This window comes from Klebsiella sp. PCX (assembly GCF_021869705.1).
Taxonomy (GTDB): domain Bacteria; phylum Pseudomonadota; class Gammaproteobacteria; order Enterobacterales; family Enterobacteriaceae; genus Klebsiella; species Klebsiella quasipneumoniae.
The window spans coordinates 3417393-3442857 of record NZ_CP091527.1 but is presented as its reverse complement, the minus strand read 5'-3'; the positions used below and the strand labels follow the sequence as shown (position 1 = coordinate 3442857).

Annotated in this window: 19 protein-coding genes and 1 pseudogene; 18 read left to right on the top strand and 2 right to left on the bottom strand. The window is 48.7% G+C overall.

Annotation, left to right across the window (positions count from 1 at the left end):
- Window positions 1-55 precede the first annotated feature (55 nt).
- The 10 genes from GQR96_RS16440 (at window position 56) to GQR96_RS16395 (ending at window position 11040) form a co-directional block, all read left to right on the top strand.
- Window positions 56-1402: a hypothetical protein gene (locus GQR96_RS16440; RefSeq protein WP_175936591.1), complete on the top strand. Its 1347-nt coding sequence runs from the start codon at window positions 56-58 to the stop codon at window positions 1400-1402.
- Between the two features lie 36 nt (window positions 1403-1438).
- Entirely contained in the window at window positions 1439-2767 is a 1329-nt protein-coding gene (locus GQR96_RS16435; RefSeq protein WP_069734101.1) for a flippase, read from the top strand.
- Complete coding sequence (locus GQR96_RS16430) at window positions 2751-3239, top strand: serine O-acetyltransferase (protein WP_225498212.1); 489 nt, start codon at window positions 2751-2753, stop codon at window positions 3237-3239. The genes GQR96_RS16435 and GQR96_RS16430 overlap by 17 nt, the downstream gene beginning before the upstream one ends.
- A 172-nt stretch (window positions 3240-3411) precedes the next feature.
- Window positions 3412-4818, top strand: a complete 1407-nt coding sequence (gene gndA / locus GQR96_RS16425; RefSeq protein WP_069734102.1) for an NADP-dependent phosphogluconate dehydrogenase — start codon at window positions 3412-3414, stop codon at window positions 4816-4818.
- A gap of 223 nt (window positions 4819-5041) precedes the next feature.
- Complete coding sequence (gene rfbB / locus GQR96_RS16420) at window positions 5042-6106, top strand: dTDP-glucose 4,6-dehydratase (RefSeq protein ID WP_069734103.1); 1065 nt, start codon at window positions 5042-5044, stop codon at window positions 6104-6106.
- Between the two features lie 26 nt (window positions 6107-6132).
- Window positions 6133-7002, top strand: a complete 870-nt coding sequence (rfbA, locus tag GQR96_RS16415) for a glucose-1-phosphate thymidylyltransferase RfbA (RefSeq protein WP_000676431.1) — start codon at window positions 6133-6135, stop codon at window positions 7000-7002.
- A gap of 31 nt (window positions 7003-7033) precedes the next feature.
- The gene (gene rfbD, locus GQR96_RS16410; RefSeq protein ID WP_069734104.1) at window positions 7034-7924 is read left to right on the top strand and encodes a dTDP-4-dehydrorhamnose reductase; all 891 of its coding nucleotides are present in this window, start codon (window positions 7034-7036) and stop codon (window positions 7922-7924) included.
- A 14-nt stretch (window positions 7925-7938) separates the two neighbouring features.
- Window positions 7939-8493, top strand: a complete 555-nt coding sequence (gene rfbC, locus GQR96_RS16405) for a dTDP-4-dehydrorhamnose 3,5-epimerase (protein ID WP_069734105.1) — start codon at window positions 7939-7941, stop codon at window positions 8491-8493.
- Window positions 8494-8673: 180 nt separating this feature from the next.
- On the top strand, window positions 8674-9840 hold the full coding sequence (ugd, locus tag GQR96_RS16400) for a UDP-glucose 6-dehydrogenase (protein ID WP_064157342.1): 1167 nt from the start codon (window positions 8674-8676) through the stop codon (window positions 9838-9840).
- A gap of 192 nt (window positions 9841-10032) precedes the next feature.
- Window positions 10033-11040 carry an NAD-dependent epimerase gene (locus tag GQR96_RS16395; protein WP_057216171.1) on the top strand — a complete coding sequence of 336 codons (1008 nt, stop codon included), beginning with the start codon at window positions 10033-10035 and terminating at the stop codon, window positions 11038-11040.
- Between the two features lie 569 nt (window positions 11041-11609).
- On the opposite strand, the gene GQR96_RS16390 is transcribed toward GQR96_RS16395, so the two are convergent.
- A complete protein-coding gene (locus GQR96_RS16390; protein ID WP_000429184.1) occupies window positions 11610-11732 on the bottom strand; it encodes a small membrane protein in 123 nt (40 codons plus the stop codon).
- 399 nt (window positions 11733-12131) lie between these two features.
- Window positions 12132-12459 (bottom strand): annotated as a pseudogene (locus GQR96_RS16385) (protein CapI); the annotation flags it as partial.
- Between the two features lie 910 nt (window positions 12460-13369).
- Here GQR96_RS16385 and GQR96_RS16380 point away from each other — a divergent pair.
- The 8 genes from GQR96_RS16380 (at window position 13370) to wbdC (ending at window position 25450) form a co-directional block, all read left to right on the top strand.
- The gene (locus GQR96_RS16380) at window positions 13370-14785 is read left to right on the top strand and encodes a mannose-1-phosphate guanylyltransferase/mannose-6-phosphate isomerase (RefSeq protein ID WP_004180506.1); all 1416 of its coding nucleotides are present in this window, start codon (window positions 13370-13372) and stop codon (window positions 14783-14785) included.
- Window positions 14786-14807: 22 nt separating this feature from the next.
- The gene (gene rfbK / locus GQR96_RS16375) at window positions 14808-16184 is read left to right on the top strand and encodes an O9 family phosphomannomutase RfbK (protein ID WP_024622796.1); all 1377 of its coding nucleotides are present in this window, start codon (window positions 14808-14810) and stop codon (window positions 16182-16184) included.
- Between the two features lies 1 nt (window position 16185).
- A complete protein-coding gene (gene wzm, locus GQR96_RS16370; RefSeq protein WP_019704354.1) occupies window positions 16186-16980 on the top strand; it encodes an O8 family O-antigen export ABC transporter permease subunit in 795 nt (264 codons plus the stop codon).
- Complete coding sequence (wzt, locus tag GQR96_RS16365) at window positions 16980-18194, top strand: O8 family O-antigen export ABC transporter ATP-binding subunit (RefSeq protein ID WP_065877358.1); 1215 nt, start codon at window positions 16980-16982, stop codon at window positions 18192-18194. Before wzm ends, wzt begins: the two co-directional genes overlap by 1 nt.
- On the top strand, window positions 18194-19471 hold the full coding sequence (locus GQR96_RS16360; RefSeq protein ID WP_065877360.1) for a class I SAM-dependent methyltransferase: 1278 nt from the start codon (window positions 18194-18196) through the stop codon (window positions 19469-19471). The genes wzt and GQR96_RS16360 overlap by 1 nt, the downstream gene beginning before the upstream one ends.
- Window positions 19472-19473: 2 nt before the next feature.
- A complete protein-coding gene (locus tag GQR96_RS16355) occupies window positions 19474-23115 on the top strand; it encodes a glycosyltransferase (protein WP_065877362.1) in 3642 nt (1213 codons plus the stop codon).
- Between the two features lie 64 nt (window positions 23116-23179).
- Window positions 23180-24325 carry a glycosyltransferase family 4 protein gene (locus tag GQR96_RS16350; RefSeq protein WP_064146019.1) on the top strand — a complete coding sequence of 382 codons (1146 nt, stop codon included), beginning with the start codon at window positions 23180-23182 and terminating at the stop codon, window positions 24323-24325.
- 9 nt (window positions 24326-24334) lie between these two features.
- On the top strand, window positions 24335-25450 hold the full coding sequence (gene wbdC, locus GQR96_RS16345) for an N-acetyl-alpha-D-glucosaminyl-diphospho-ditrans,octacis-undecaprenol 3-alpha-mannosyltransferase WbdC (protein ID WP_065877364.1): 1116 nt from the start codon (window positions 24335-24337) through the stop codon (window positions 25448-25450).
- The last annotated feature ends 15 nt before the right edge of the window (window positions 25451-25465 follow it).

The window sequence follows — 25465 nt, the reverse complement described above, 5'->3', positions numbered from 1 at the left end:
CTTTTTTAGGTGGCGGTTTTTTATATCCGCTACTAAGTTTTTTTTTTCGGGTGAAGTGTTATCTAAAAATATCAAAAATGATAGTAAGCAAAAAAATATCACTAGTATTAGAAAAGTTTCCTCCGTGGCTGAGTTGCGTAAGACAGAACCAAACTATGCATCTGAAATAATTTTTGTATCAGGATATTATGAAGACACTCCTTTTCAAGGAGGTGGGTATTTTTTATATGATATAAATAATACCAATTTAGATGATAGCGGTATTAATATCCGAACAAGATCTGGAAGTTGCTGGCGACGAACTGATGATTTTTCCTCAGGTCTCAATGCTCAGATATTTGGTGTATTAGATACTGGGGAAGACATAACTGAACAGTTAAATAATGCAACTAAATATGCATTAATAAACAATATAGAATTAGTTTTGCCTAGGGGTTATCTCAGAGTAGATGGTGTCTGGAAATGTAATGGTGAAGGATTTCGTTGTAGAGGTCAAGGATCAAATAACACTTTCGTTTTCGGTACCAATGTATCAGCAAATTCTCCAATTTTTTTGATAAAAAATAAAAATTGGGATATTAATTCTGATCCAGCTCTTTGTCGATTACATGGGTTGAAGCTTAGCGATTTCTGCTTTACTGGAAAAATAGAAGGAAATAAAGAGCAATCATCTTGCCGCGATGCACTTTCTTTGCATGGAATTGGCTTTGATTTTGAACTATCATCATTAAATTTTTATAATATTGGCTGTCGAGCGATTGTTGCAGAAGATTTATGGGATGGGGATATTCATAATTGCAAGTTTCATGAATGTGGACAGTGCTTACTATGGGAGACTGATGATGATTATTATCAGGCACTCGTTTTTAAAAGAAAATATGATAGTTGCAATGCAATAAGAATTACCAATTGCCATTTCGAACACCTTAAAAGAGGTGCGATATACATTGAAGATTATTGTTATTCTTTTTTTCTTACAAATAATAAGTTTGAAGCGATTAATCAAGATCAGAGATATAAAGAAGAATACCCTATATATATAGGTAATAATCATAGATGCTTTACTATGTCTGGTGGATTTATCACGCTCACACAACAAAATAAAAACATGCACTATATAAGAGGTGGAGGTGATATAATTCGTATTGATAATGTATCTTTTATTGCTCCTCAAAACAAAGACGGTGCTGCTGTACTTAATCTTTCAACTGGTAGATTTAAAGTTGGTGCTATAATTTCATCCCACTTTGACATAAGAGGTGACTTACAAGTAGAACCATTGCTCATCAAAGGCGATGCCGATTTTAGGGGCTCAACTATAAAATGCTTTCGACCCTTAAGAAATTTAGAAAAAAACGAGCGAATGATAAATAATGCATCATTTATATATGATATAAATTAAAATTTGATTTTAGATGATTACTTCTTAAGGCCTTTTATGAAGAAATATGTTTATAATGCGACTTGGATTTTTGCAGAAAAAATAGCTCGGGTTATAATTACATTTATAACCTTTGCATTTATTTCTAGACAGCTTGGCCCCGCTGATACAGGTATTCTAAGTTTTAGTCAAAGTCTAGTTATAATGTTATTGTGCGTAACAAATTTAGGGCTCGATAGCATTTTAATTAGCGAGTTTTCAAATGATAAATCAGAGCGTCTTAACGAAAATAAAAATGAAGATTTTATTTATTCAACAGTTATGATTGCTAAATTTTTCATTTCTTTTGTCTGTGTGATTGTATGCTTATTGATATTACTTATAGCAAATATATCATTTAATAATAAGCTGATTTTTGTATTATCTCTTATATCACTTGTGTTTCAGTCAAACAGCACTTTCTATGCATATTTTCAGGCTAAATCAAAAGCGCTTCTCTTGGCTAAGTTCAGTTTTATTGCAATAATTATTTCAACAATTTTTAAAGTTATACTTTTGATTTTACATGCAAATGTTTATTGGTTTTCTTTTTCTTTTTCTTTTGATGTTATCGTTCTTTTTTATTTGCTGTTGATTGGAATGAGGAATCAAGATAAATATATTTCATTTTCTGATTTTAGACGAGATGTTTTATTTGCCTTGTTAAAAAAATCTTACCCAATAATCCTTTCATCTTTATTGGTGGTTTTATATACGCGATTAGACCAAGTCATGATTTTGAAAATGATGGGTTCTGAGTCGCTCGGAATATTCAGCGTCGCCGTTAAGATTTCGGAGTCTTATTCCTTCATACCCGTAGCGGTCGTTACAGCCTTTTTTCCATTGATAATAAATAACAAGAACAATAACAGCGATATCAGAACCTATTTTGACCTTGTTTTTGCTAGCGCTTTTTTTTCTGCGTTGCTTGTAATACTTTTTTCATGGCTTTTTTTAGAGGATATCTTTGGGCCTGCTTATACCGGAAGTTTCTCAGTACTTTCAATAACTGTATTTTCCACAGTGTTTGCAGTAATGGGGGCGGCAAGCACTAATTATTTAGTAGTCATAAATCTTACTTATATGCGATTAATTCGTGCTGTTGCGGGGTTGATAGTTAATTTCATTTTAAATATCATCTTGATCCCTCGCATTGGTATCGTTGGCGCAGCTTACGCATCTTTATTTAGTCAGTTTTTTTCTGGATTTTTAGCAAACGGACTTAATAAAAGAACATGGTTATGTTTTAAGCTACAATTTTTGTCAGTAGTTACCCTTGGTATTCCCGGGATTGTAAGCCTACTTAAGAAAACAATGAAGGAGAGAAAAAGTGAGTCAATTAATTAAAAATCATATAAAAAAGACTAATTATTTGTATGCTTTGTTGGTTTTTATTCACGGGAAGGTTTTTTTTAATATTAAATCTCTGGCTAGATATTTTAATGATCGTTATTTTTCGTTAACTTACTATAATAGTTTATCTCTTGTTCGAGCTTGTCATATAACAGTAGGTATAAAGTATCTTTTTTTAAAAAGAACATTAATCCCTCATCCTGTTGGTATTGTAATAGGTAAAAATGTAGTTCTTGGGAGTGGTTGCACAATATATCAAAATGTTACAATTGGTGTTCGAAATAATAATGAAGAAAAATATCCTGTCTTAGGTGATAATGTTATAGTGTACGCCAATGCATGCATTATTGGTGATATAAAAGTAGGCAATAATGTTATTATTGGATCGGGCAGTTTGGTCAACAAAGATATTCCAGACAATGCTATTGTTAAAGGTAGTCCAGCTGTCGTGATCAGATTCCAATAATGTTTTTTTAACAAAAAACCATTAACTTTAAACATAGTTACGTTTTTGTCTTTTCTTATTTTTTATCTCCTAATTAATTTCACTATACCTTTTGTTTGTTTTAAACTAAAATGTATTTTCAGAATATAAACTGTGATTTTCTCGCAGTGTTTACACCTGACAGGAGTATGTAATGTCCAAGCAACAGATCGGGGTTGTCGGTATGGCTGTGATGGGGCGTAACCTTGCCCTTAACATCGAAAGCCGTGGTTATACCGTCTCCGTTTTCAACCGCTCCCGTGAAAAGACCGAGGAAGTAATTGCCGAAAATCCAGGCAAGAAACTGGTTCCTTACTACACAGTACAGGAGTTTGTTGAATCCCTCGAAACACCACGTCGTATTCTGTTGATGGTGAAGGCCGGGGCTGGCACCGACAGCGCCATCGATTCCCTGAAGCCTTACCTTGACAAAGGCGACATCATCATTGATGGCGGCAACACCTTCTTCCAGGACACCATCCGTCGTAACCGTGAACTGTCTGCCGAAGGTTTCAACTTTATCGGTACCGGTGTTTCCGGTGGTGAAGAGGGGGCTTTGAAAGGACCTTCCATCATGCCTGGTGGCCAAAAAGAAGCCTATGAGCTGGTTGCACCAATTCTGAAGCAGATCGCAGCGGTTGCTGAAGACGGTGAGCCGTGTGTGACCTATATCGGTGCTGATGGCGCAGGCCATTATGTGAAAATGGTTCATAACGGCATCGAGTATGGCGACATGCAGCTGATTGCTGAAGCTTATGCGCTGTTGAAAGGCGGTCTGGCTCTTTCCAACGAAGAGCTGGCGCAAACTTTCACTGAATGGAACGAAGGCGAGCTGAGCAGCTACCTGATCGACATTACCAAAGATATCTTCACCAAGAAGGATGAAGAGGGTAATTACCTAGTCGATGTCATTCTTGATGAAGCAGCAAACAAAGGTACCGGTAAATGGACCAGCCAGAGCTCACTGGATCTCGGCGAACCACTGTCCCTTATCACCGAGTCCGTGTTTGCTCGCTATATTTCTTCGCTTAAAGACCAGCGTGTAGCTGCGTCGAAAGTGCTGAGTGGTCCGCAGGCTCAGCCGGCCGGTGATAAAGCTGAGTTTATCGAAAAAGTTCGTCGCGCGTTGTACCTCGGTAAAATTGTTTCCTATGCTCAGGGCTTCTCACAGCTGCGTGCTGCTTCAGATGAGTACAACTGGGCTCTGAACTACGGCGAGATCGCTAAGATTTTCCGCGCTGGTTGCATCATTCGTGCGCAGTTCCTGCAGAAGATCACCGATGCTTATGCACAAAACGCTGGTATTGCTAACCTCCTGCTGGCGCCATACTTCAAACAGATCGCTGATGACTATCAGCAAGCGCTGCGTGATGTTGTAGCTTATGCCGTGCAGAATGGTATTCCGGTACCAACGTTCTCAGCCGCCATTGCCTACTACGACAGCTACCGTTCCGCTGTTCTGCCCGCTAACCTGATTCAGGCTCAGCGTGATTACTTTGGTGCGCACACCTATAAGCGTACTGATAAGGAAGGCGTTTTCCATACTGAGTGGTTAGATTAATATTTATCTTGTTAGACCTCCTGAAATTTATTGGAGGTCTAATGTCAAAGTACATATATAATCAAGTTTTATTCTGACAAATAGCGGAAATTTAAGAGTTTCGCTATTTGTTTTTAAAGTGTTCCTTCGATATTATCCCCATAAAATTACATCTCAAACATTTTAATATGAAGATGTATGCAATTATTTTCTTTTTGCATGAGTAATCAAAGGTAAATAAAATATGAAGATTCTTGTCACCGGTGGCGCAGGCTTTATCGGCTCTGCCGTGGTTCGTCATATCATTGAAAATACCCAGGACGAAGTCCGTGTGATGGACTGCCTGACCTATGCCGGCAACCTCGAATCCCTAGCACCGGTGGCCGGGAACGAACGCTATTCGTTTTCCCAGACTGATATCACGGATGCCGCTGCCGTGGCAGCCCAGTTCAGCGAGTTCCGCCCGGATATCGTGATGCACCTGGCGGCAGAAAGCCATGTAGACCGTTCCATTGATGGCCCGGCTGCTTTTATCCAGACCAACGTGATCGGCACCTTCACTCTTCTGGAGGCGGCCCGTCACTACTGGTCCGGGCTTGGAGAAGCGCAGAAAAAAGCTTTCCGCTTCCATCATATCTCCACCGATGAAGTGTACGGAGACCTGCACGGCACCGATGACCTGTTCACCGAAGAAACCCCGTACGCGCCGAGCAGCCCGTACTCCGCCTCCAAAGCGGGCAGCGACCATTTGGTTCGCGCCTGGAACCGCACGTACGGCCTGCCGGTGGTGGTGACCAACTGTTCCAACAACTATGGTCCGTATCACTTCCCGGAGAAACTAATCCCGCTGACTATCCTTAATGCCCTGGCGGGTAAACCGCTGCCGGTATATGGCAACGGGGAGCAGATCCGTGACTGGCTGTATGTTGAAGACCATGCCCGTGCGCTGTACAAAGTGGCGACCGAAGGCAAGAGCGGCGAGACCTACAATATCGGCGGTCATAACGAGCGTAAAAATATCGATGTGGTGCGCACCATCTGCGCCATTCTCGACAAGGTAGTGGCGCAGAAGCCGGGTAACATCACTCATTTCGCAGACCTGATCACTTTTGTCACCGACCGTCCTGGACATGACCTACGTTATGCCATTGATGCCGCGAAAATTCAGCGCGATCTGGGCTGGGTACCACAGGAGACCTTCGAGAGCGGGATTGAAAAAACCGTGCACTGGTATCTGAACAACCAGACCTGGTGGCAGCGCGTGCTGGACGGCTCCTACGCCGGCGAGCGTCTGGGCCTAAATAACTGATATCTGACAAATTAAGGAATAGATTTATGAAAGGTATTGTTCTGGCCGGCGGCTCCGGCACGCGTTTATATCCGATCACCCAGGGCGTCTCCAAGCAGCTGCTGCCTATCTACGATAAGCCGATGATTTTCTACCCGGTGTCTGTCCTGATGCTGGCGGGCATTCGCGATATTCTTATCATCTCCACGCCGGACGATATGCCTTCCTTCCAGCGCCTGCTGGGTGACGGGTCGCAGTTCGGGGTGAACTTCAGCTACGCCGTCCAGCCGTCACCAGACGGCCTGGCGCAGGCCTTTATCATTGGCGAGAAGTTTATCGGCAACGATGCCTGCGCCCTGGTGCTGGGAGATAATATCTACTTTGGCCAGAGCTTCGGTAAAAAGCTGGAAGCGGCGGCGGCGAAGACCTCCGGTGCCACGGTATTTGGTTATCAGGTGCTGGATCCGGAGCGCTTCGGGGTGGTGGAGTTCGATGAGAACTTTAAGGCGCTGTCCATCGAGGAGAAACCGCTGAAGCCGAAATCCGACTGGGCGGTGACCGGGCTCTACTTTTACGACAACAACGTGGTGGAGATGGCGAAGGACGTGAAGCCTTCTGAGCGCGGTGAGCTGGAGATCACCACTCTGAATCAAATGTATCTGGAGCAAGGTGATCTGCATGTTGAACTGCTGGGGCGCGGTTTTGCCTGGCTGGACACGGGCACCCACGACAGCCTGATGGACGCATCACAGTTTATTCACACCATTGAGAAGCGCCAGGGGATGAAGGTCGCCTGCCTGGAAGAGATTGGTTACCGCAATCAGTGGCTGTCGGCGGAAGGGGTGGCGGCTCAGGCCGAACGCCTGAAGAAAACCGAGTACGGTGCTTATCTGAAGCGCCTGCTGAACGAGCGTTAATGCCCTCTCCGTCAACGACAGGATACAGAGAATGAAGATTTTACTGATTGGCAAGAATGGCCAGGTGGGCTGGGAGCTGCAGCGTTCACTGTCCACCCTCGGCGACGTGGTCGCGGTGGACTATTTTGACAAAGAGCTGTGCGGCGACCTGACGAATCTGGAAGGCATCGCGCAGACCGTGCGTACCGTCCGCCCGGATGTTGTGGTCAATGCAGCCGCGCACACGGCGGTGGACAAGGCAGAAAGCGAGCGGGAGCTCTCCGACCTGCTGAACGACAAAGGGGTGGCGGTGCTGGCGGCAGAGTCGGCGAAGCTGGGTGCCCTGATGGTGCATTATTCCACAGACTATGTGTTCGACGGTGCCGGCAGCCATTATCGCCGGGAAGATGAAGCGACTGGCCCGTTGAACGTCTACGGTGAAACCAAGCGCGCCGGTGAGCTGGCGCTGGAGCAGGGCAACCCGCGTCATCTGATTTTCCGTACCAGCTGGGTGTATGCCACCCGCGGCGCCAACTTTGCCAAAACCATGCTCCGCCTGGCGGGTGAGAAAGAGACGCTCTCCATCATTGACGACCAGCACGGGGCGCCCACCGGCGCTGAGCTGCTGGCAGACTGCACGGCGACGGCAATCCGTGAAACGCTGCGTAATCCGGCCCTGGCCGGTACCTATCATCTGGTGGCCAGCGGCGAGACCAGCTGGTGCGACTACGCCCGCTATGTGTTTGAGGTGGCGAAAGCCCACGGGGCAGAGCTGGCGGTTCAGGAAGTGAAGGGCATTCCGACGACGGCCTATCCGACGCCGGCGAAGCGTCCGCTCAACTCGCGCCTGTCGAATGAAAAATTTCAGCAGGCATTTGGGGTGACTCTCCCGGACTGGCGTCAGGGTGTGGCTCGCGTGGTAACAGAAGTCCTGGGCAAATAAACGGGTAGCAAAAGATGAACATTATTAAAACAGATATTCCTGACGTGCTGATTTTTGAACCGCGCGTGTTTGGTGATGCGCGAGGCTTCTTCTTTGAGAGCTTCAGCAGCAAGGTGTTTAATGAGGCGGTGGGCCGCCAGGTGGAATTCGTCCAGGACAACCACTCCCAGTCCCAGAAAGGCGTATTGCGCGGGCTGCACTATCAGCTGGATCCGCACGCCCAGGGCAAACTGGTCCGCTGTGTGGAAGGCGAGGTATTTGACGTGGCGGTGGATATCCGTCGTTCATCGCCAACCTTTGGCAAATGGGTGGGAGTGGTGCTCAGCGCAGAGAATAAACGTCAGTTGTGGATCCCGGAAGGGTTCGCCCACGGTTTTATGGCGCTGAGCGAAACTGTGCAGTTTGTCTACAAGGCGACGAATTACTACGCGCCGCAGTCAGAACGGAGCATCATCTGGAACGATCCGGAGATAGGGATTGACTGGCCGGCGCTGAGCGACTGCGCACTGTCGCTGTCGGAGAAAGATCTACAGGCACATACTCTGGCCACCGCAGAAGTATATAAATAATTAGGTTGTTTTTTCCTCAAATGGCGGGTTCCAGATGGAACTCGTCATGTTTATTCGTTAACAAGCCGGGTCAACCGGCTGACTTGACTAACCTTCTTTCTAAGCGTAAAACCGCCCACAGCATTATTTAATTTTGTGGCTATCCGCCATTATCCAGTTAACTGATTAAAGTGTAATCTCATGAAAATTACTATTTCCGGTACAGGTTATGTTGGTTTATCGAACGGTATCCTGATTGCGCAAAACCACGAAGTAGTGGCCCTGGATATCGTACAGGCCAAAGTGGATATGCTTAACCAGAAGATCTCTCCGATTGTCGATAAAGAGATTCAGGAATATCTGGCAGAAAAACCGTTAAATTTCCGTGCCACTACGGATAAGCACGACGCATACCGTAATGCCGACTACGTGATCATTGCCACGCCGACCGATTACGATCCCAAAACTAACTACTTCAACACCTCTACGGTGGAAGCGGTTATTCGCGATGTCACAGAGATCAACCCGAATGCGGTGATGATCATTAAATCGACCATCCCGGTGGGGTTCACCCGCGACATCAAAGAACGTTTAGGGATTGATAATGTTATTTTCTCCCCTGAGTTCCTGCGTGAAGGCCGTGCGCTGTACGACAACCTGCACCCGTCGCGTATTGTCATCGGTGAGCGCTCTGCGCGTGCCGAACGTTTCGCAGACCTGCTGAAGGAAGGCGCGATCAAGCAGGATATCCCGACTCTGTTTACCGATTCCACCGAAGCGGAAGCGATCAAACTGTTCGCTAACACCTATCTGGCGCTGCGTGTTGCCTATTTCAACGAACTCGATAGCTATGCTGAAAGCCAGGGGCTGAACAGCAAGCAGATTATCGAAGGGGTATGCCTGGATCCGCGTATCGGCAACCACTATAACAACCCGTCCTTTGGCTACGGCGGCTACTGCTTGCCGAAAGATACCAAGCAGCTGCTCGCGAACTACGAATCGGTCCCGAACAATATCATTGCCGCTATAGTGGATGCCAACCGTACCCGTAAGGACTTTATTTCTGATTCCATCCTCGCTCGTAAGCCGAAAGTGGTGGGTGTATATCGCCTGATCATGAAGAGCGGGTCAGACAACTTCCGTGCCTCTTCTATCCAGGGCATCATGAAACGCATCAAGGCGAAAGGTATTCCGGTTATTATCTATGAACCGGTGATGCAGGAAGATGAGTTCTTCAACTCACGCGTCGTGCGCGACCTGGATGCCTTCAAACAAGAGGCAGATGTGATAATTTCCAATCGTATGGCCGAAGAACTTGCTGATGTCGCGGACAAGGTTTATACCCGCGATCTGTTTGGTAATGATTAGGATTTTAACCTTTGGCTGGATGAGTATATCTCCAGCCAAATTTTATATGAAATTGGATTTCATTGATGTTAATTAACTTATGGAAATGGTTATCCAGATAGTTATTTACGGTTAGTGAGTTTTTTCTGGTGATATAAACTTATTTTGTAAAACATCAATGCTGCCAATCGAGTATTTCTTAGGAGTTTAAATATGAAATTTTTAGTCACTGGTGCGGCTGGTTTTATTGGGTTTCATGTCAGCAAACGCCTTTTGAATGATGGGCATCAAGTTGTTGGGATTGATAACATTAATGATTATTATGATGTAAAGTTAAAAGAATCTCGTCTTGAACAATTAGAATCTCCCGCTTTTACTTTCTATAAGTTAGATCTCGCTGACCGTGATGGTATGGCTAAACTGTTCGAAACAGAGCAGTTTGAACGTGTTATCCATCTTGCGGCTCAAGCAGGTGTGCGTTATTCTCTCGAAAATCCATATGCTTACGCAGACTCCAATTTAACGGGCTACCTGAATATTTTGGAAGGTTGCCGTCACAATAAAGTACAACATCTATTATATGCTTCATCTAGTTCTGTCTACGGTCTAAACCGTAAAATGCCATTCTCAACAGATGATTCAGTCGACCACCCCGTTTCGTTGTATGCTGCAACAAAAAAAGCCAATGAGCTGATGGCACATACTTATTCCCACCTGTACAGCATCCCGACGACAGGGCTGCGCTTCTTTACGGTCTATGGTCCCTGGGGACGTCCGGACATGGCGTTATTCAAATTCACTAAAGCGATGCTGGAAGGGAAAAGCATTGATGTTTATAACTACGGTAAAATGAAGCGTGATTTTACCTATATAGATGATATTGTCGAAGCTATTGTTCGTATCCAGGATGTAATCCCTCAGCCTGATCCTGAATGGACAGTCGAGGAAGGATCTCCGGCTACCAGCTCCGCGCCATATCGGGTCTACAACATTGGTAACAGCTCACCGGTGGAACTGATGGATTATATCAATGCATTGGAGCAGGCATTGGGATTGGAAGCGAAGAAGAATATGATGCCTATCCAGCCGGGTGATGTGTTGAATACCAGTGCCGAAACACAAGCTCTCTATAAAACTATTGGTTTTAAACCGGAAACGCCAGTACAGCAAGGTGTTAAAAACTTTGTAGATTGGTATAAAGAGTACTATCAATATAACTAGTTTATTGGAAGTGGGGGATAGAAACGTTTTCGCGTCTCCTTCATGCCGGCATCAAGTAGCGGATGTATCATTTCCAACCGTATGGCGGAAGAGCTGGCGGATGTCGCAGAAAAGGTTTATACCCGCGATCTGTTTGGTAACGATTAATCCTGCCTGTCTGACACTGGCGGCTCCCTGCCGCCAGTGTGCTTCTTTATCTCCCCGCTCTATCCCTCACTGCGCGTATTTCTCGCACATTCAGATTAACCTCAATAAATTGTGATGGACATTACGATCCTGCTCAAAAGCCGTTGCGGGTCGAAAACAGGTCCGATAAGTTAAACTTACCTTGTGAAGAGCTACCGTCACTGTGATGTAGATGCCGGAGATAAGCGCCGGGAGGTAAAACAAAGCCTGCAACGCAGGCTTTTGTTATTTATGCCCTGGGGAAATATGAGGAACAGGGCGTGAGTAATGTTATTTTTTCTTGCCTTAAGGCCACGCCAAAACGCAGAATGAACGGTCATTCTGTCATATCATTTTTTTATCTCTTAATATTATCTTAATCTAATTGCAATATGGAGTGGGCCTTACCACTTGCGTTTATTAAACGTCAGTTTCGTTTTCTTTCTGTCTTTCAGATATGAAATTAAAAAGAAAACCGACACAGCAAGTAGTATGGCAGCCACCACTAAGAAAAACAGGTTTTCCATAATATCTACCACAGCTTTAGTTGGTTGAATCATTAGCAAGTTAAGCAATATATCAGCGTGGAAGGTGCTGTATTGCGATCTCTAACATATCCTGTTCTTAAGAAAATTCCTACAGAAAGTAATGTCTTTTATTTATCAGGAGAAAATGCTGAAGAAGCCATTAAAAATAGTATTGAAAAGGGTGACTGCAGATAACCTGGCTTAAAGTTGTTGGCTTTTTCGCTGGCGGGTAGATGAAACTGGTTTCAGCACCGTCGTTAAAACCAGTAAAAATTATTCTTTAGCACAAAAAAGTATAGCCTGTGCCAGGCTCGGGTAAAGAAATGAATGATCAATGAAGAGAATACGGGAGGTTTATCCATTGCCGCAATCAGCTGATCGCGGCAGGGCAGAGACAGGTTAGATCTGATAGTAATCCTTATACCACTCGACGAAGTTCTTCACGCCTTCCTTCACTGACTTCTGTGGCTTGAAACCCACCAGGTCATTCAGCGGCTGGGTGTCTGCGCTGGTCTCCAGCACATCGCCCGGCTGAATCGGCATCATATTTTTCTTTGCTTCCATCCCCAGCGCCTCTTCCAGAGCGGTGATGTAGTCCATCAGTTCCACTGGCGAGCTGTTGCCAATATTTATAGACCTGATACGGCGCGGAACTGGTGGCCGGGGAACCGCTCTCAACGGTCCAGTCAGCATTAGCCTGTGGGATCACATCCTGAACGCGCACCACCTCATTTGACCGTTAGCTGTCGAATAATAACCTTGTGACTGGTCAGCGGCTTAGCGATTCGTGGCGATACCATGAAGGCAGTCAATACCCTCAGGCACGGCGTAATTTTGTTTAAAGTTATATTTTTGGTCGGCGGATCATTTAGCAAATGGGCAAAATTCTCGTCGAATTTGCATTTTTTGTCTTAAATATCAATTGCTTAATGATTATCTTTTTGTTTAACAAATGTTTGAGATGTGTATTATTTGAGTAATCCATTAATCAGTAGGCTTTTTTATTTTTATTCCCTGCGACCAGCGCTATAATCTGCGGACGATTTTCTTAGTGGAATGTGCATTGTAGAGCATGAGTCGTTTATCCCACCTGTCGGAACGTAGCGCCGTCGCCATGTGCAAAGGGCAACCAGGCCCGCAAGCGCGTTGTCTCCTCAGCGGCGAAGACGATGTCTCTTCTCATCTTTCCCTTTATCGTGAACGCCCCTCTATGACGGTTACTGGCATCGGTAAACCGCCGGTTTCGTTTTCCTCGGTGGCGGCAAGCGCGTGCGTTTTGCCCTGCGTAAATGAGAAAGTCCTGATGGTTAACCCGGCGGCAAATGCGGAAAGTGTGGTGCGTTTGGCGGCCAGGTGAGGGAAGATGCATGTTAAAAGCAGAGATATGCCTGAAGGTATATCTCTGCTTTTAGGTTTTCAGGACACCCGTTCCGTCAGGCTGGCTTTTCAGACCGCTGAGTGAACGTTCTGCCGACAACCTGAAGCGAAAGAGGGTGGCGTTTAGCCTGAAGCACGGGAGCAGTACGCATTTTGGTTGCGACAGCCAATGGCGGTAGCGTGCCTGAAAAAGGCCATTCCACCCGACGGTCGATTGATTGATAGTAAAATAAAGCAATTATTTATTTAAGGATTTCATTATGTTACTTCCTGTAATTATGGCTGGTGGTACCGGCAGTCGTCTCTGGCCGATGTCTCGCGAGCTTTACCCGAAACAGTTCCTCCGTCTGTTCGGGCAGAACTCCATGCTGCAGGAAACCATCACCCGACTCTCGGGCCTTGAAATCCATGAACCGATGGTCATCTGTAACGAAGAGCACCGCTTCCTGGTGGCCGAACAGCTGCGCCAGCTCAACAAGCTGTCCAACAACATTATTCTCGAGCCGGTCGGGCGCAACACCGCCCCGGCCATCGCCCTGGCGGCCCTCCAGGCCACCCGCCACGGCGACGACCCGCTGATGCTGGTCCTCGCCGCCGACCATATCATCAATAACCAGCCGGTCTTCCACGACGCCATCCGCGTCGCCGAGCAGTATGCCGATGAAGGCCATCTGGTCACCTTCGGTATCGTGCCGAACGCCCCGGAAACCGGCTACGGCTATATCCAGCGCGGCGTGGCCCTCACCGACAGCGCCCACACCCCGTACCAGGTGGCCCGTTTCGTGGAGAAGCCGGACCGCGAGCGCGCCGAGGCCTACCTCGCCTCCGGGGAGTACTACTGGAACAGCGGCATGTTTATGTTCCGCGCCAAAAAATACCTCTCCGAGCTGGCCAAATTCCGCCCGGATATCCTCGAAGCCTGCCAGGCCGCGGTCAATGCCGCCGACAACGGCAGCGACTTCATCAGCATTCCGCATGACATTTTCTGCGAGTGCCCGGATGAGTCTGTGGACTACGCGGTGATGGAGAAAACCGCCGACGCGGTGGTGGTCGGTCTCGATGCCGACTGGAGCGACGTCGGCTCCTGGTCCGCCCTGTGGGAGGTCAGCCCGAAAGATGAGCAGGGTAACGTCCTCAGCGGTGACGCGTGGGTGCACAACAGCGAAAACTGCTACATCAACAGCGACGAGAAGCTGGTGGCGGCCATCGGCGTGGAGAACCTGGTGATTGTCAGCACCAAGGACGCCGTGCTGGTGATGAACCGCGAGCGTTCCCAGGACGTGAAGAAGGCGGTCGAGTTCCTCAAGCAGAACCAGCGCAGCGAATACAAGCGCCACCGCGAGATTTACCGTCCCTGGGGCCGCTGCGACGTGGTGGTCCAGACCCCGCGCTTCAACGTCAACCGCATTACCGTGAAACCGGGTGGCGCCTTCTCGATGCAGATGCACCACCACCGTGCCGAGCACTGGGTCATTCTCGCCGGCACCGGCCAGGTGACGGTCAACGGCAAGCAGTTCCTGCTGACCGAGAACCAGTCCACCTTTATTCCGATTGGCGCCGAGCACAGCCTGGAAAACCCGGGCCGTATTCCGCTGGAAGTGCTGGAGATCCAGTCGGGGTCGTACCTCGGCGAGGACGACATTATTCGTATTAAAGACCAGTATGGTCGTTGCTAATTTTTTCGGGACAAAACGCAGAATGACACAGTTAACATGCTTTAAGGCTTATGACATCCGTGGTGAACTGGGCGAGGAGCTGAACGAGGATATCGCCTACCGTATCGGCCGCGCCTACGGCGAATTTCTGAAACCCGGGAAGATAGTGGTGGGGGGCGATGTACGCCTCACCAGCGAGTCGCTGAAGCTGGCGCTGGCCCGCGGGCTGATGGACGCCGGCACCGACGTGCTGGACATCGGCCTGAGCGGCACGGAAGAGATTTACTTCGCCACCTTCCACCTCGGGGTGGACGGCGGCATCGAGGTGACGGCCAGCCATAACCCGATGAACTACAACGGCATGAAGCTGGTGCGCGAGAACGCGAAGCCCATCAGCGGCGACACCGGCCTGCGTGACATCCAGCGCCTGGCGGAGGAAAACCAGTTCCCGCCGGTGGACCCGGCGCGTCGCGGCACCCTGCGCCAGATATCGGTGCTGAAGGAGTACGTCGACCACCTGATGGGCTACGTGGACCTGGCGAACTTCACCCGTCCGCTGAAGCTGGTGGTGAACTCCGGCAACGGGGCGGCGGGGCACGTGATTGATGAGGTGGAGAAACGCTTCGCGGCGGCCGGGGCGCCGGTGACCTTTATCAAGGTGCATCACCAGCCGGACGGCCATTTCCCGAACGGTATCCCGAACCCGCTGCTGCCGGAGTGCCGCCAGGACACCGCCGACGCGGTGCGTGCGCATCAGGCAGACATGGGCATCGCCTTTGACGGCGACTTCGACCGCTGCTTCCTGTTCGATGACGAGGCGTCGTTTATCGAGGGGTACTATATTGTCGGCCTGCTGGCGGAAGCGTTCCTGCAGAAGCAGCCGGGGGCGAAAATCATTCACGACCCGCGCCTGACGTGGAACACGGTGGACATCGTGACCCGCAGCGGCGGGCAGCCGGTGATGTCGAAGACCGGGCATGCGTTCATCAAGGAGCGGATGCGCCAGGAAGATGCCATCTACGGCGGGGAGATGAGCGCGCACCACTACTTCCGCGACTTCGCCTACTGCGACAGCGGGATGATCCCGTGGCTGCTGGTGGCGGAGCTGCTGTGTCTGAAGAACAGTTCGCTGAAATCGCTGGTGGCGGACCGCCAGGCGGCATTCCCGGCGTCGGGGGAGATCAACCGCAAGCTGGGTAATGCGGCGGAGGCGATCGCGCGCATCCGGGCGCAGTATGAGCCGGCGGCCGCCCACATCGACACAACGGACGGTATCAGTATTGAATACCCTGAGTGGCGCTTTAACCTGCGCACGTCCAATACCGAGCCGGTGGTGCGTCTGAACGTGGAGTCCAGAGCGGATGTAGCGCTTATGAATGAAAAAACGACCGAGCTGTTACACCTGTTAAGCGGGGAATAAGGTGAGAGATTTACTAACGACGATTTATCGTTATCGGGGATTTATCTGGAGCAGTGTTAAGCGTGACTTTCAGGCACGCTATCAAACCAGTATGCTGGGCGCATTATGGCTCGTTTTACAACCGCTCTCTATGATTCTGGTCTATACTTTGGTTTTTTCCGAGGTAATGAAAGCCAGAATGCCCGATAATACGGGGCCGTTTGCCTACAGTATTTATCTCTGCTCCGGGGTGCTGACCTGGGGATTATTTACAGAGATGCTGGATAAAGGTCAGAGCGTATTCATTAATAATGCTAATCTGATTAAGAAACTCAGTTTTCCGAAAATCTGTCTGCCGATCATCGTGACGTTATCGGCGGTACTTAATTTCGCGATTATCTTTAGTCTGTTTCTTATTTTTATCATTGTCACAGGTAACTTCCCTGGCTGGCTCTTTCTCTCGGTAATACCAGTACTGCTTTTGCAGATCCTGTTTGCCGGTGGGCTGGGAATGATCCTTGGTGTGATGAACGTCTTTTTCAGGGACGTGGGACAATTGGTTGGGGTTGCACTGCAATTCTGGTTTTGGTTCACCCCTATTGTTTATGTACTAAATTCATTGCCAGCATGGGCAAAAAATCTGCTGCTGTATAACCCAATGACGCGGGTGATGCAATCTTATCAGTCCATCTTTGCCTATCATCAGGCTCCTAACTGGTATTCGCTATGGCCAGTATTGGCTCTCGCCATTATTTTCTGCGTCATCGGTTTCAGGATGTTCCGCAAACATGCGGCGGATATGGTGGATGAATTATAATGAGTTACATCAGAGTAAAGAATGTCGGTAAGGCGTATCGCCAGTATCACTCAAAGACAGGGAGACTAATCGAATGGTTATCTCCACTGAATACCAAACGCCATAATTTGAAATGGATCCTCAGCGATATTAATTTCGAAGTCGCTCCGGGAGAGGCTGTCGGTATTATCGGTATCAACGGTGCGGGTAAGAGTACCCTACTTAAACTCATTACCGGGACGTCCAGGCCTACGACCGGAGAAATTGAAATCTCCGGTCGTGTCGCTGCATTACTCGAACTGGGGATGGGGTTTCACTCTGATTTCACGGGTCGGCAGAATGTTTATATGTCTGGGCAACTGCTGGGATTATCCTCAGAGAAAATAACTGAACTGATGCCGCAAATTGAAGAATTTGCGGAGATTGGGGACTATATTGATCAACCTGTGCGTGTCTATTCCAGTGGTATGCAGGTTCGATTAGCTTTTAGCGTAGCGACGGCTATCCGTCCCGATGTGCTAATTATTGATGAAGCATTATCTGTTGGGGATGCTTATTTTCAGCATAAAAGCTTTGAGCGTATCCGAAAATTTCGTCAGGAAGGGACCACGCTGTTGCTGGTATCCCATGATAAACAGGCGATCCAAAGCATTTGCGATCGGGCCATTTTGTTGAATAAAGGCCACATTGAGATGGAAGGCGAACCTGAAGCAGTGATGGATTATTACAATGCGCTTCTGGCCGATAAGCAGAATCAGTCCATTAAACAAGTTGAGCACAATGGTAAAAAGCAAACTGTTTCAGGCACTGGTGAAGTGACTATCTCTGAGGTTCATCTTCTCGATGAACAGGGCAATGTGACTGAATTTGCCTCAGTAGGGCATCGTGTTAGCTTGCAGGTCAACGTTGAGGTCAAGGACGATATTCCTGAGCTTGTCGTCGGATATATGATTAAGGATCGACTAGGGCAGCCGATTTTTGGGACCAATACGCATCATCTCAAACAGACTCTCACTTCCCTGAAAAAAGGAGAAAAGCGCTCGTTCTTATTCTCTTTCGATGCGAGATTGGGGGTTGGTTCCTATTCTGTCGCTGTCGCGTTGCATACTTCCAGTACGCACCTCGGCAAAAACTATGAATGGCGCGATCTGGCCGTGGTATTCAACGTCGTTAACACGGAACAACAAGAGTTTGTCGGCGTGTCCTGGTTGCCACCTGAACTGGAGATTTCTTAATGGGTTCGTCGTTTTATCGTTCATTTGAAGAACGACACAGAGGTTCGGTTGAAGATATCAAGAGCCGCCTGAGTTTTTATTTGCCTTTTCTGTCACGTCTTAAGGAAATTTATCCTGATGGCGTGATTGCGGATATTGGTTGCGGGCGTGGCGAATGGCTGGAGATCCTGACTGAAAATGGCATTGCGAACATCGGCGTCGATCTCGATGATGGCATGCTGGCGCGCGCAAAGGAAGCCGGACTGAACGTGCAGAAAATGGATTGTCTGCAGTTTCTACAAAATCAGGCGGATCAGAGCCTGATTGCGTTGACAGGTTTTCATATTGCTGAACATTTGCCTTTTGAGGTACTGCAGCAGCTCGTCATGCATACCTTGCGGGTGCTGAAACCTGGCGGTTTACTGATCCTCGAAACGCCGAACCCTGAGAATGTAAGTGTCGGCACCTGTTCATTTTATATGGATCCCACGCATAATCACCCTCTGCCGCCGCCACTGCTTGAGTTTTTACCTATTCATTATGGTTTTAAGCGGGCAATTACCGTTCGTCTTCAGGAAAAAGAGGCTCTTAAATCTCCGGATGCTGCCGTCAATTTGATCGATGTACTAAAAGGGGTTAGCCCAGACTACAGCATCATTGCTCAGAAAGCCGCGCCTGAAGGTATTCTTGAAGGCTTTGAAACCCTGTTTACTCAACAGTATGGTCTGACGCTGGATGCCCTGAGCAACCGTTACGATGAGATTTTGCGCGAACAGTTTTCGTCCTATGCCTCACAGCTGGAGACGTTGAACCATACCTATACGCGCCAGATAAGCAAAATGTCGGACACTATTCAGACGTTGCAAGGTCAGATCGACGAACTGAGCCATATCATCGGTCAGAATCATCAGCTTCATCAGCAAATGGCGGACTTACATAACAGTCGTTCATGGCGTATCACTCAACCACTACGCTGGTTGTCTTTGCAACGTCAATTATTACGTCAGGAAGGGGCAAAAGTGAGAGCCCGTAGGGCGGCGAAAAAAATATTGCGCAAAGGAATGGCGCTCTCGCTGGTCTTTTTCCATCGCTATCCTAAGTCAAAGGTTTATCTGTTTAAGGTTTTGAGAAAAACAGGCTGCTACACATTGCTACAACGTTTGTTCCAGCGGGTCATGCTGGTGCACTCTGACACGATGATGATGCAGTCCAGAAGATATGATGTGGGTACTGAAGAAATGACAAGCCGCGCGTTGAGTATTTATAACGATTTAAAAAATAAAAATACGGAGAAATAACGATGCGTATTGTCATTGATTTACAAGGCGCGCAGACGGAAAGCCGCTTTCGTGGCATTGGTCGTTATAGTATCGCTATCGCCAGAGCCATAATCAGAAATAACAGCCAGCATGAGATTTTCATCGCGCTATCTGCCATGCTGGATGAGTCAATTGCGGATGTTAAGGCGCAATTTGCCGATCTCTTGCCGGCTGAAAATATTGTCGTCTGGCATGCCGCAGGCCCTGTGCGTGCGATGGACCAAGGTAATGAATGGCGTCGGGAGAGCGCGGAACTGATTCGGGAAGCATTTCTTGAATCATTGCGTCCAGATGTCGTTTTCATTACGAGCTTGTTTGAAGGTCATGTCGACGATGCGGCCACATCGGTACACAAATTTAGTCGTCAGTATAAAGTAGCCGTACTGCACCACGATCTTATCCCCCTGGTGCAGGCGGAAACCTATCTTCTGGACGATGTATTCAAACCCTACTATTTACAGAAAGTTGAATGGTTAAAAAACGCTGACCTTTTATTGACGAACTCAGCGTATACCGCCCAGGAAGCGATCGAGCATCTGCATTTGCAGGGCGATCATGTACAGAATATTGCAGCCGCAGCTGATCCTCAGTTTTGTATGGCGGAGGTGACAACGAGAGAAAAAGAGACGGTCCTTGGCCATTACGATATTCAGCGCGAGTTCGTGTTGTATGCGCCCGGAGGATTTGACTCAAGGAAAAACTTTAAACGTTTAATTGAGGCCTATGCCGGGCTCAGTGATGCCTTACGTCGCAGTCATCAACTGGTTATCGTCAGTAAGCTTTCCATTGGCGATCGTCAGTATTTGGAATCCCTGGCATCAGGTAATGGTTTACAGCAGGGCGAACTTGTGCTGACTGGTTATGTGCCGGAAAATGAGCTGATCCAGCTCTATCGCCTGTGTAAGCTGTTCATCTTTGCTTCGTTACATGAAGGTTTTGGATTGCCTGTTCTGGAAGCCATGTCGTGTGGTGCGCCGGCCATTGGCTCAAATGTCACCAGTATTCCTGAAGTCATCGGTAATCCTGAGGCATTATTCGACCCGTATTCTGTCTCTTCCATTCGGGATAAGATGGCGCAATGTTTGACTGATGATTCCTTCCTGGCACGTCTGAAAGAAATGGCGCAGCAGCAAGCGGGTAATTTTTCTTGGGATAAAGCTGCGGTGACTGCTCTGGAAGCTTTCGAGAAGATTGCGACAGAAGATACAGGTATTGCGCAGATGTTGCCTGAGGCATTGATTCAGAAGATCCTTGCAATCTCTCATGGACAACCAGATGAGCGCGATCTGCGCTTGTGCGCAACGGCCATTGATTACAATCTGAAGACGGCAGAACTTTATCAAATTGACGATAAGGCGATGACCTGGCGTGTGGAAGGCCCATTCGATAGTTCATATAGTCTGGCGCTAGTCAACCGGGAATTTGCCCGGGCACTCTCAGCCGATAGTGTAGAAGTACTATTGCACTCCACTGAAGGGCCGGGCGATTTTGCGCCGGATGCCTCGTTTATGGCACAGCCGGAAAATAGCGATCTTCTGGCATTTTATAATCAATGTCGTACCCGCAAGAGTAACGAAAAGATAGATATTCTTAGCAGAAATATCTATCCACCGCGGGTTGCCGATATGGATGCCAAAGTAAAACTCCTTCATTGCTATGCCTGGGAAGAAACGGGTTTTCCACAGCCGTGGATTAATGAATTTAACCGGGAACTTGACGGCGTGCTGTGTACTTCAGAACATGTCCGTAAGGTATTGATTGACAACGGCTTGAATGTGCCTGCATTTGTTGTAGGCAACGGCTGCGATCATTGGCTCACCACAGCAGCTGAAACGGCAAAAGATGTGGATGAGGGAACCTTCCGTTTCCTGCATGTCTCTTCCTGCTTCCCACGAAAAGGGGTGCAGGCAATGCTTCAGGCTTGGGGCAGGGCGTTCACTCGTCGTGACAATGTTATCTTGATCATCAAGACTTTTAACAATCCACACAATGAAATTGACGCGTGGCTGGCACACGCCCAGGCTCAATTCGCGGAATATCCCAAAGTTGAAGTGATCAAAGAGGATATGTCTGCCAGCCAGCTTAAGGGGCTTTATGAAAGCTGCGATGTTCTGGTTGCTCCAGGTTGCGCCGAAGGCTTTGGCTTACCTATCGCTGAAGCAATGCTGAGTGGGCTACCGGCCATCGTCACCAACTGGAGCGGGCAACTTGATTTTGTTAATTCACAAAATTCATGGCTGGTTGATTATCAGTTTACCCGGGTAAAAACACACTTTGGTCTGTTTTCCTCAACCTGGGCCAGTGTGGACATTGACAACTTAACGGATGCGTTAAAAGCCGCAGCCTCGACCGATAAATCGGTGCTGCGTGGCATGGCCGATTCTGGACGCGAGCTTATTCTGCAGCAGTTTACATGGAAAGCAGTGGCCGATCGTTCTTGGCAGGCGGTCAAGACCCTGCGTGCGCATATTGATATTGCTCAGCATCGGGCGCGTATTGGCTGGTTGACGACCTGGAACACGAAATGTGGGATCGCAACCTATTCCCAACATCTGGTGGAGAGTGCACCGCATGGCGCGGATGTTGTTTTTGCTCCTCAGGTCAGTGCTGAAGATCTTGTATGTGCAGACGAAGAGTTTGTACTGCGGAACTGGATTGTAGGTAAAGAGAGCAACTATCTGGAAAACCTCCAGCCACAAATTGATGCTCTGCGACTCAATGTCATCGTGATCCAGTTCAATTATGGATTCTTCAATCATCGCGAACTGTCGGCCTTTATTCGTCGCCAGCATGATGCTGGTCGTTCAGTTGTCATGACGATGCATTCAACTGTGGATCCGTTGGAAAAAGAGCCGACCTGGAATTTCCGTCTTGCCGAAATGGCGGAGGCGCTGGCGCTTTGCGACCGGTTGTTGGTGCATTCTATTGCCGATATGAACCGCCTTAAAGATTTAGGCTTAACTGAGAATGTTGCTTTATTCCCGCACGGTGTAATCAACTACTCCGCAGCGAGCGTCGCGCGTCAACAGCAGGCTTTACCGTTGATTGCGAGCTATGGCTTCTGCTTACCGCATAAGGGCCTGATGGAGCTGGTCGAATCCGTCCATCGTCTCAAGCAAGCCGGTAAGCCGGTTCGTTTACGCCTGGTGAACGCGGAGTATCCGGTTGGAGAGTCACGCGATCTGGTGGCTGAGCTCAAAGCAGCAGCTCAGCGGCTAGGTGTTACCGATCTCATTGAGATGCATAATGATTTCCTGCCGGACGCAGATAGTCTGCGGCTGCTCTCGGAAGCTGACCTTCTGATTTTTGCTTATCAGAATACCGGGGAGTCTGCTAGCGGGGCGGTACGTTATGGTATGGCGACGCAAAAACCTGTCGCGGTAACGCCTCTGGCGATATTTGATGACCTGGACGATGCAGTCTTTAAATTTGATGGATGCAGCGTCGATGATATCAGTCAGGGGATTGACCGGATCCTGCATTCCATCCGTGAACAGGACGCTTGGGCGACCAGGACTCAACAACGTGCCGATGCATGGCGGGAACAACATGATTATCATGCTGTTTCACGCCGTCTGGTTAATATGTGTCAAGGCTTAGCTAAAGCTAAATACTTTAAATAAAAATATCCCTCTTGTATTTTTGCCTTTGAATACAAGGGGGATAGATGATGATGTGTCATTTATAATGAAAATTATTTTTGCTACTGAGCCAATTAAATATCCGTTAACGGGCATCGGTCGGTATTCCCTGGAACTGGTTAAGCGGCTGGCGGTTGCTCGTGAAATCGAAGAGCTGAAGCTGTTTCACGGCGCGTCGTTTATCGACCAGATCCCCCAGGTTGAGAATAAAAGCGATACCAAAGCCAGCAATCATGGTCGTCTGTCGGCGTTACTGCGCCGCCAGCCGCTGCTGATTGAGGCGTATCGCCTGCTGCATCCGCGGCGCCAGGCGTGGGCATTGCGCGATTACAAAGACTACATTTACCATGGCCCTAACTTCTATCTGCCGCATCGCCTGGAACGCGCCGTAACCACGTTTCATGACATCTCTATATTTACCTGCCCGGAATATCATCCAAAAGATCGGGTTCGCTATATGGAGAAGTCCCTGCACGAGAGCCTGGATTCGGCAAAGCTGATCCTGACCGTCTCTGACTTCTCGCGCAGTGAAATCATCCGCCTGTTCAACTATCCGGCGGAGCGGATCGTCACCACCAAGCTGGCCTGCAGCAGCGACTATATTCCGCGCAGCCCGGCGGAGTGCCTGCCGGTCCTGCAGAAATATCAGCTGGCGTGGCAGGGCTATGCGTTGTATATCGGCACCATGGAGCCGCGTAAAAATATCCGCGGTCTGCTGCAGGCCTATCAGCTGCTGCCGATGGAGACCCGCATGCGCTACCCGCTGATCCTCAGCGGTTATCGCGGATGGGAAGACGATGTGCTGTGGCAGTTAGTCGAGCGCGGTACGCGAGAAGGGTGGATCCGTTACCTGGGCTATGTCCCGGATGAAGACCTGCCTTATCTGTACGCGGCGGCCAGAACCTTTGTTTATCCCTCCTTCTACGAGGGATTCGGTTTACCTATTCTTGAAGCGATGTCTTGCGGTGTGCCGGTAGTATGTTCCAATGTCACTTCTTTGCCTGAGGTGGTTGGCGATGCCGGCCTCGTTGCCGATCCTAATGATGTAGACGCGATTAGCGCGCATATTTTGCAGAGCCTGCAGGATGATAGCTGGCGGGAAATCGCCACCGCGCGCGGTCTTGCCCAGGCGAAACAGTTTTCGTGGGAGAACTGTACGACCCAGACCATTAACGCCTATAAATTACTCTAAGGGTGTCAGTTGAGAGTTCTACACGTCTATAAGACCTACTATCCCGATACCTACGGCGGTATTGAGCAGGTCATTTATCAGCTCAGTCAGGGCTGCGCCCGCCGGGGAATCGCAGCCGATGTTTTTACTTTTAGCCCGGACAAAGAGACAGGACCTGTCGCCTACGAAGACCATAGGGTCATTTATAATAAGCAGCTTTTTGAAATTGCCTCCACGCCGTTTTCGCTGAAAGCGTTAACGCGTTTTAAGCAGATTAAAGATGACTACGACATCATCAACTACCATTTTCCGTTTCCATTCATGGATATGTTGCATCTCTCGGCGCGGCCTGACGCCAGAACAGTGGTGACCTATCACTCGGATATTGTGAAACAAAAACGGTTAATGAAGCTGTACCAGCCGCTGCAGGAGCGATTTCTCGCCAGCGTCGACTGCATCGTCGCCTCGTCGCCCAACTACGTGGCCTCCAGCCAGACCCTGAAAAAATATCAGGATAAAACGGTGGTGATCCCGTTTGGTCTGGAGCAGCATGACGTGCAGCACGATCCGCAGCGGGTGGCGCACTGGCGGGAAACCGTCGGCGATAACTTCTTCCTCTTCGTCGGCGCTTTCCGCTACTACAAAGGGCTGCACATTCTGCTGGATGCCGCCGAGCGTAGCCGGCTGCCGGTGGTGATCGTCGGGGGCGGGCCGCTGGAGGCGGAAGTGCGTCGTGAAGCGCAGCAGCGCGGGCTGAGCAATGTGGTGTTTACCGGCATGCTCAACGACGAAGATAAATACATTCTCTTCCAGCTCTGCCGTGGCGTGGTCTTCCCCTCGCATCTGCGCTCCGAGGCGTTTGGCATTACGTTACTGGAAGGCGCGCGCTTCGCCAGGCCGCTGATCTCCTGCGAGATCGGCACCGGGACCTCGTTCATTAACCAGGACAAAGTGAATGGCTGCGTGATCCCGCCGAATGACAGTCAGGCGCTGGTGGAGGCGATGAATGAGCTCTGGCAAAACGATGAAACCGCCAGCCGCTATGGCGAAAACTCGCGTCGTCGTTTTGAAGAGATGTTTACTGCCGACCATATGATTGACGCTTACGTCAATCTCTACACTACTCTGCTGGAAAGCAAATCCTGAGGCTAGCTACCCCCG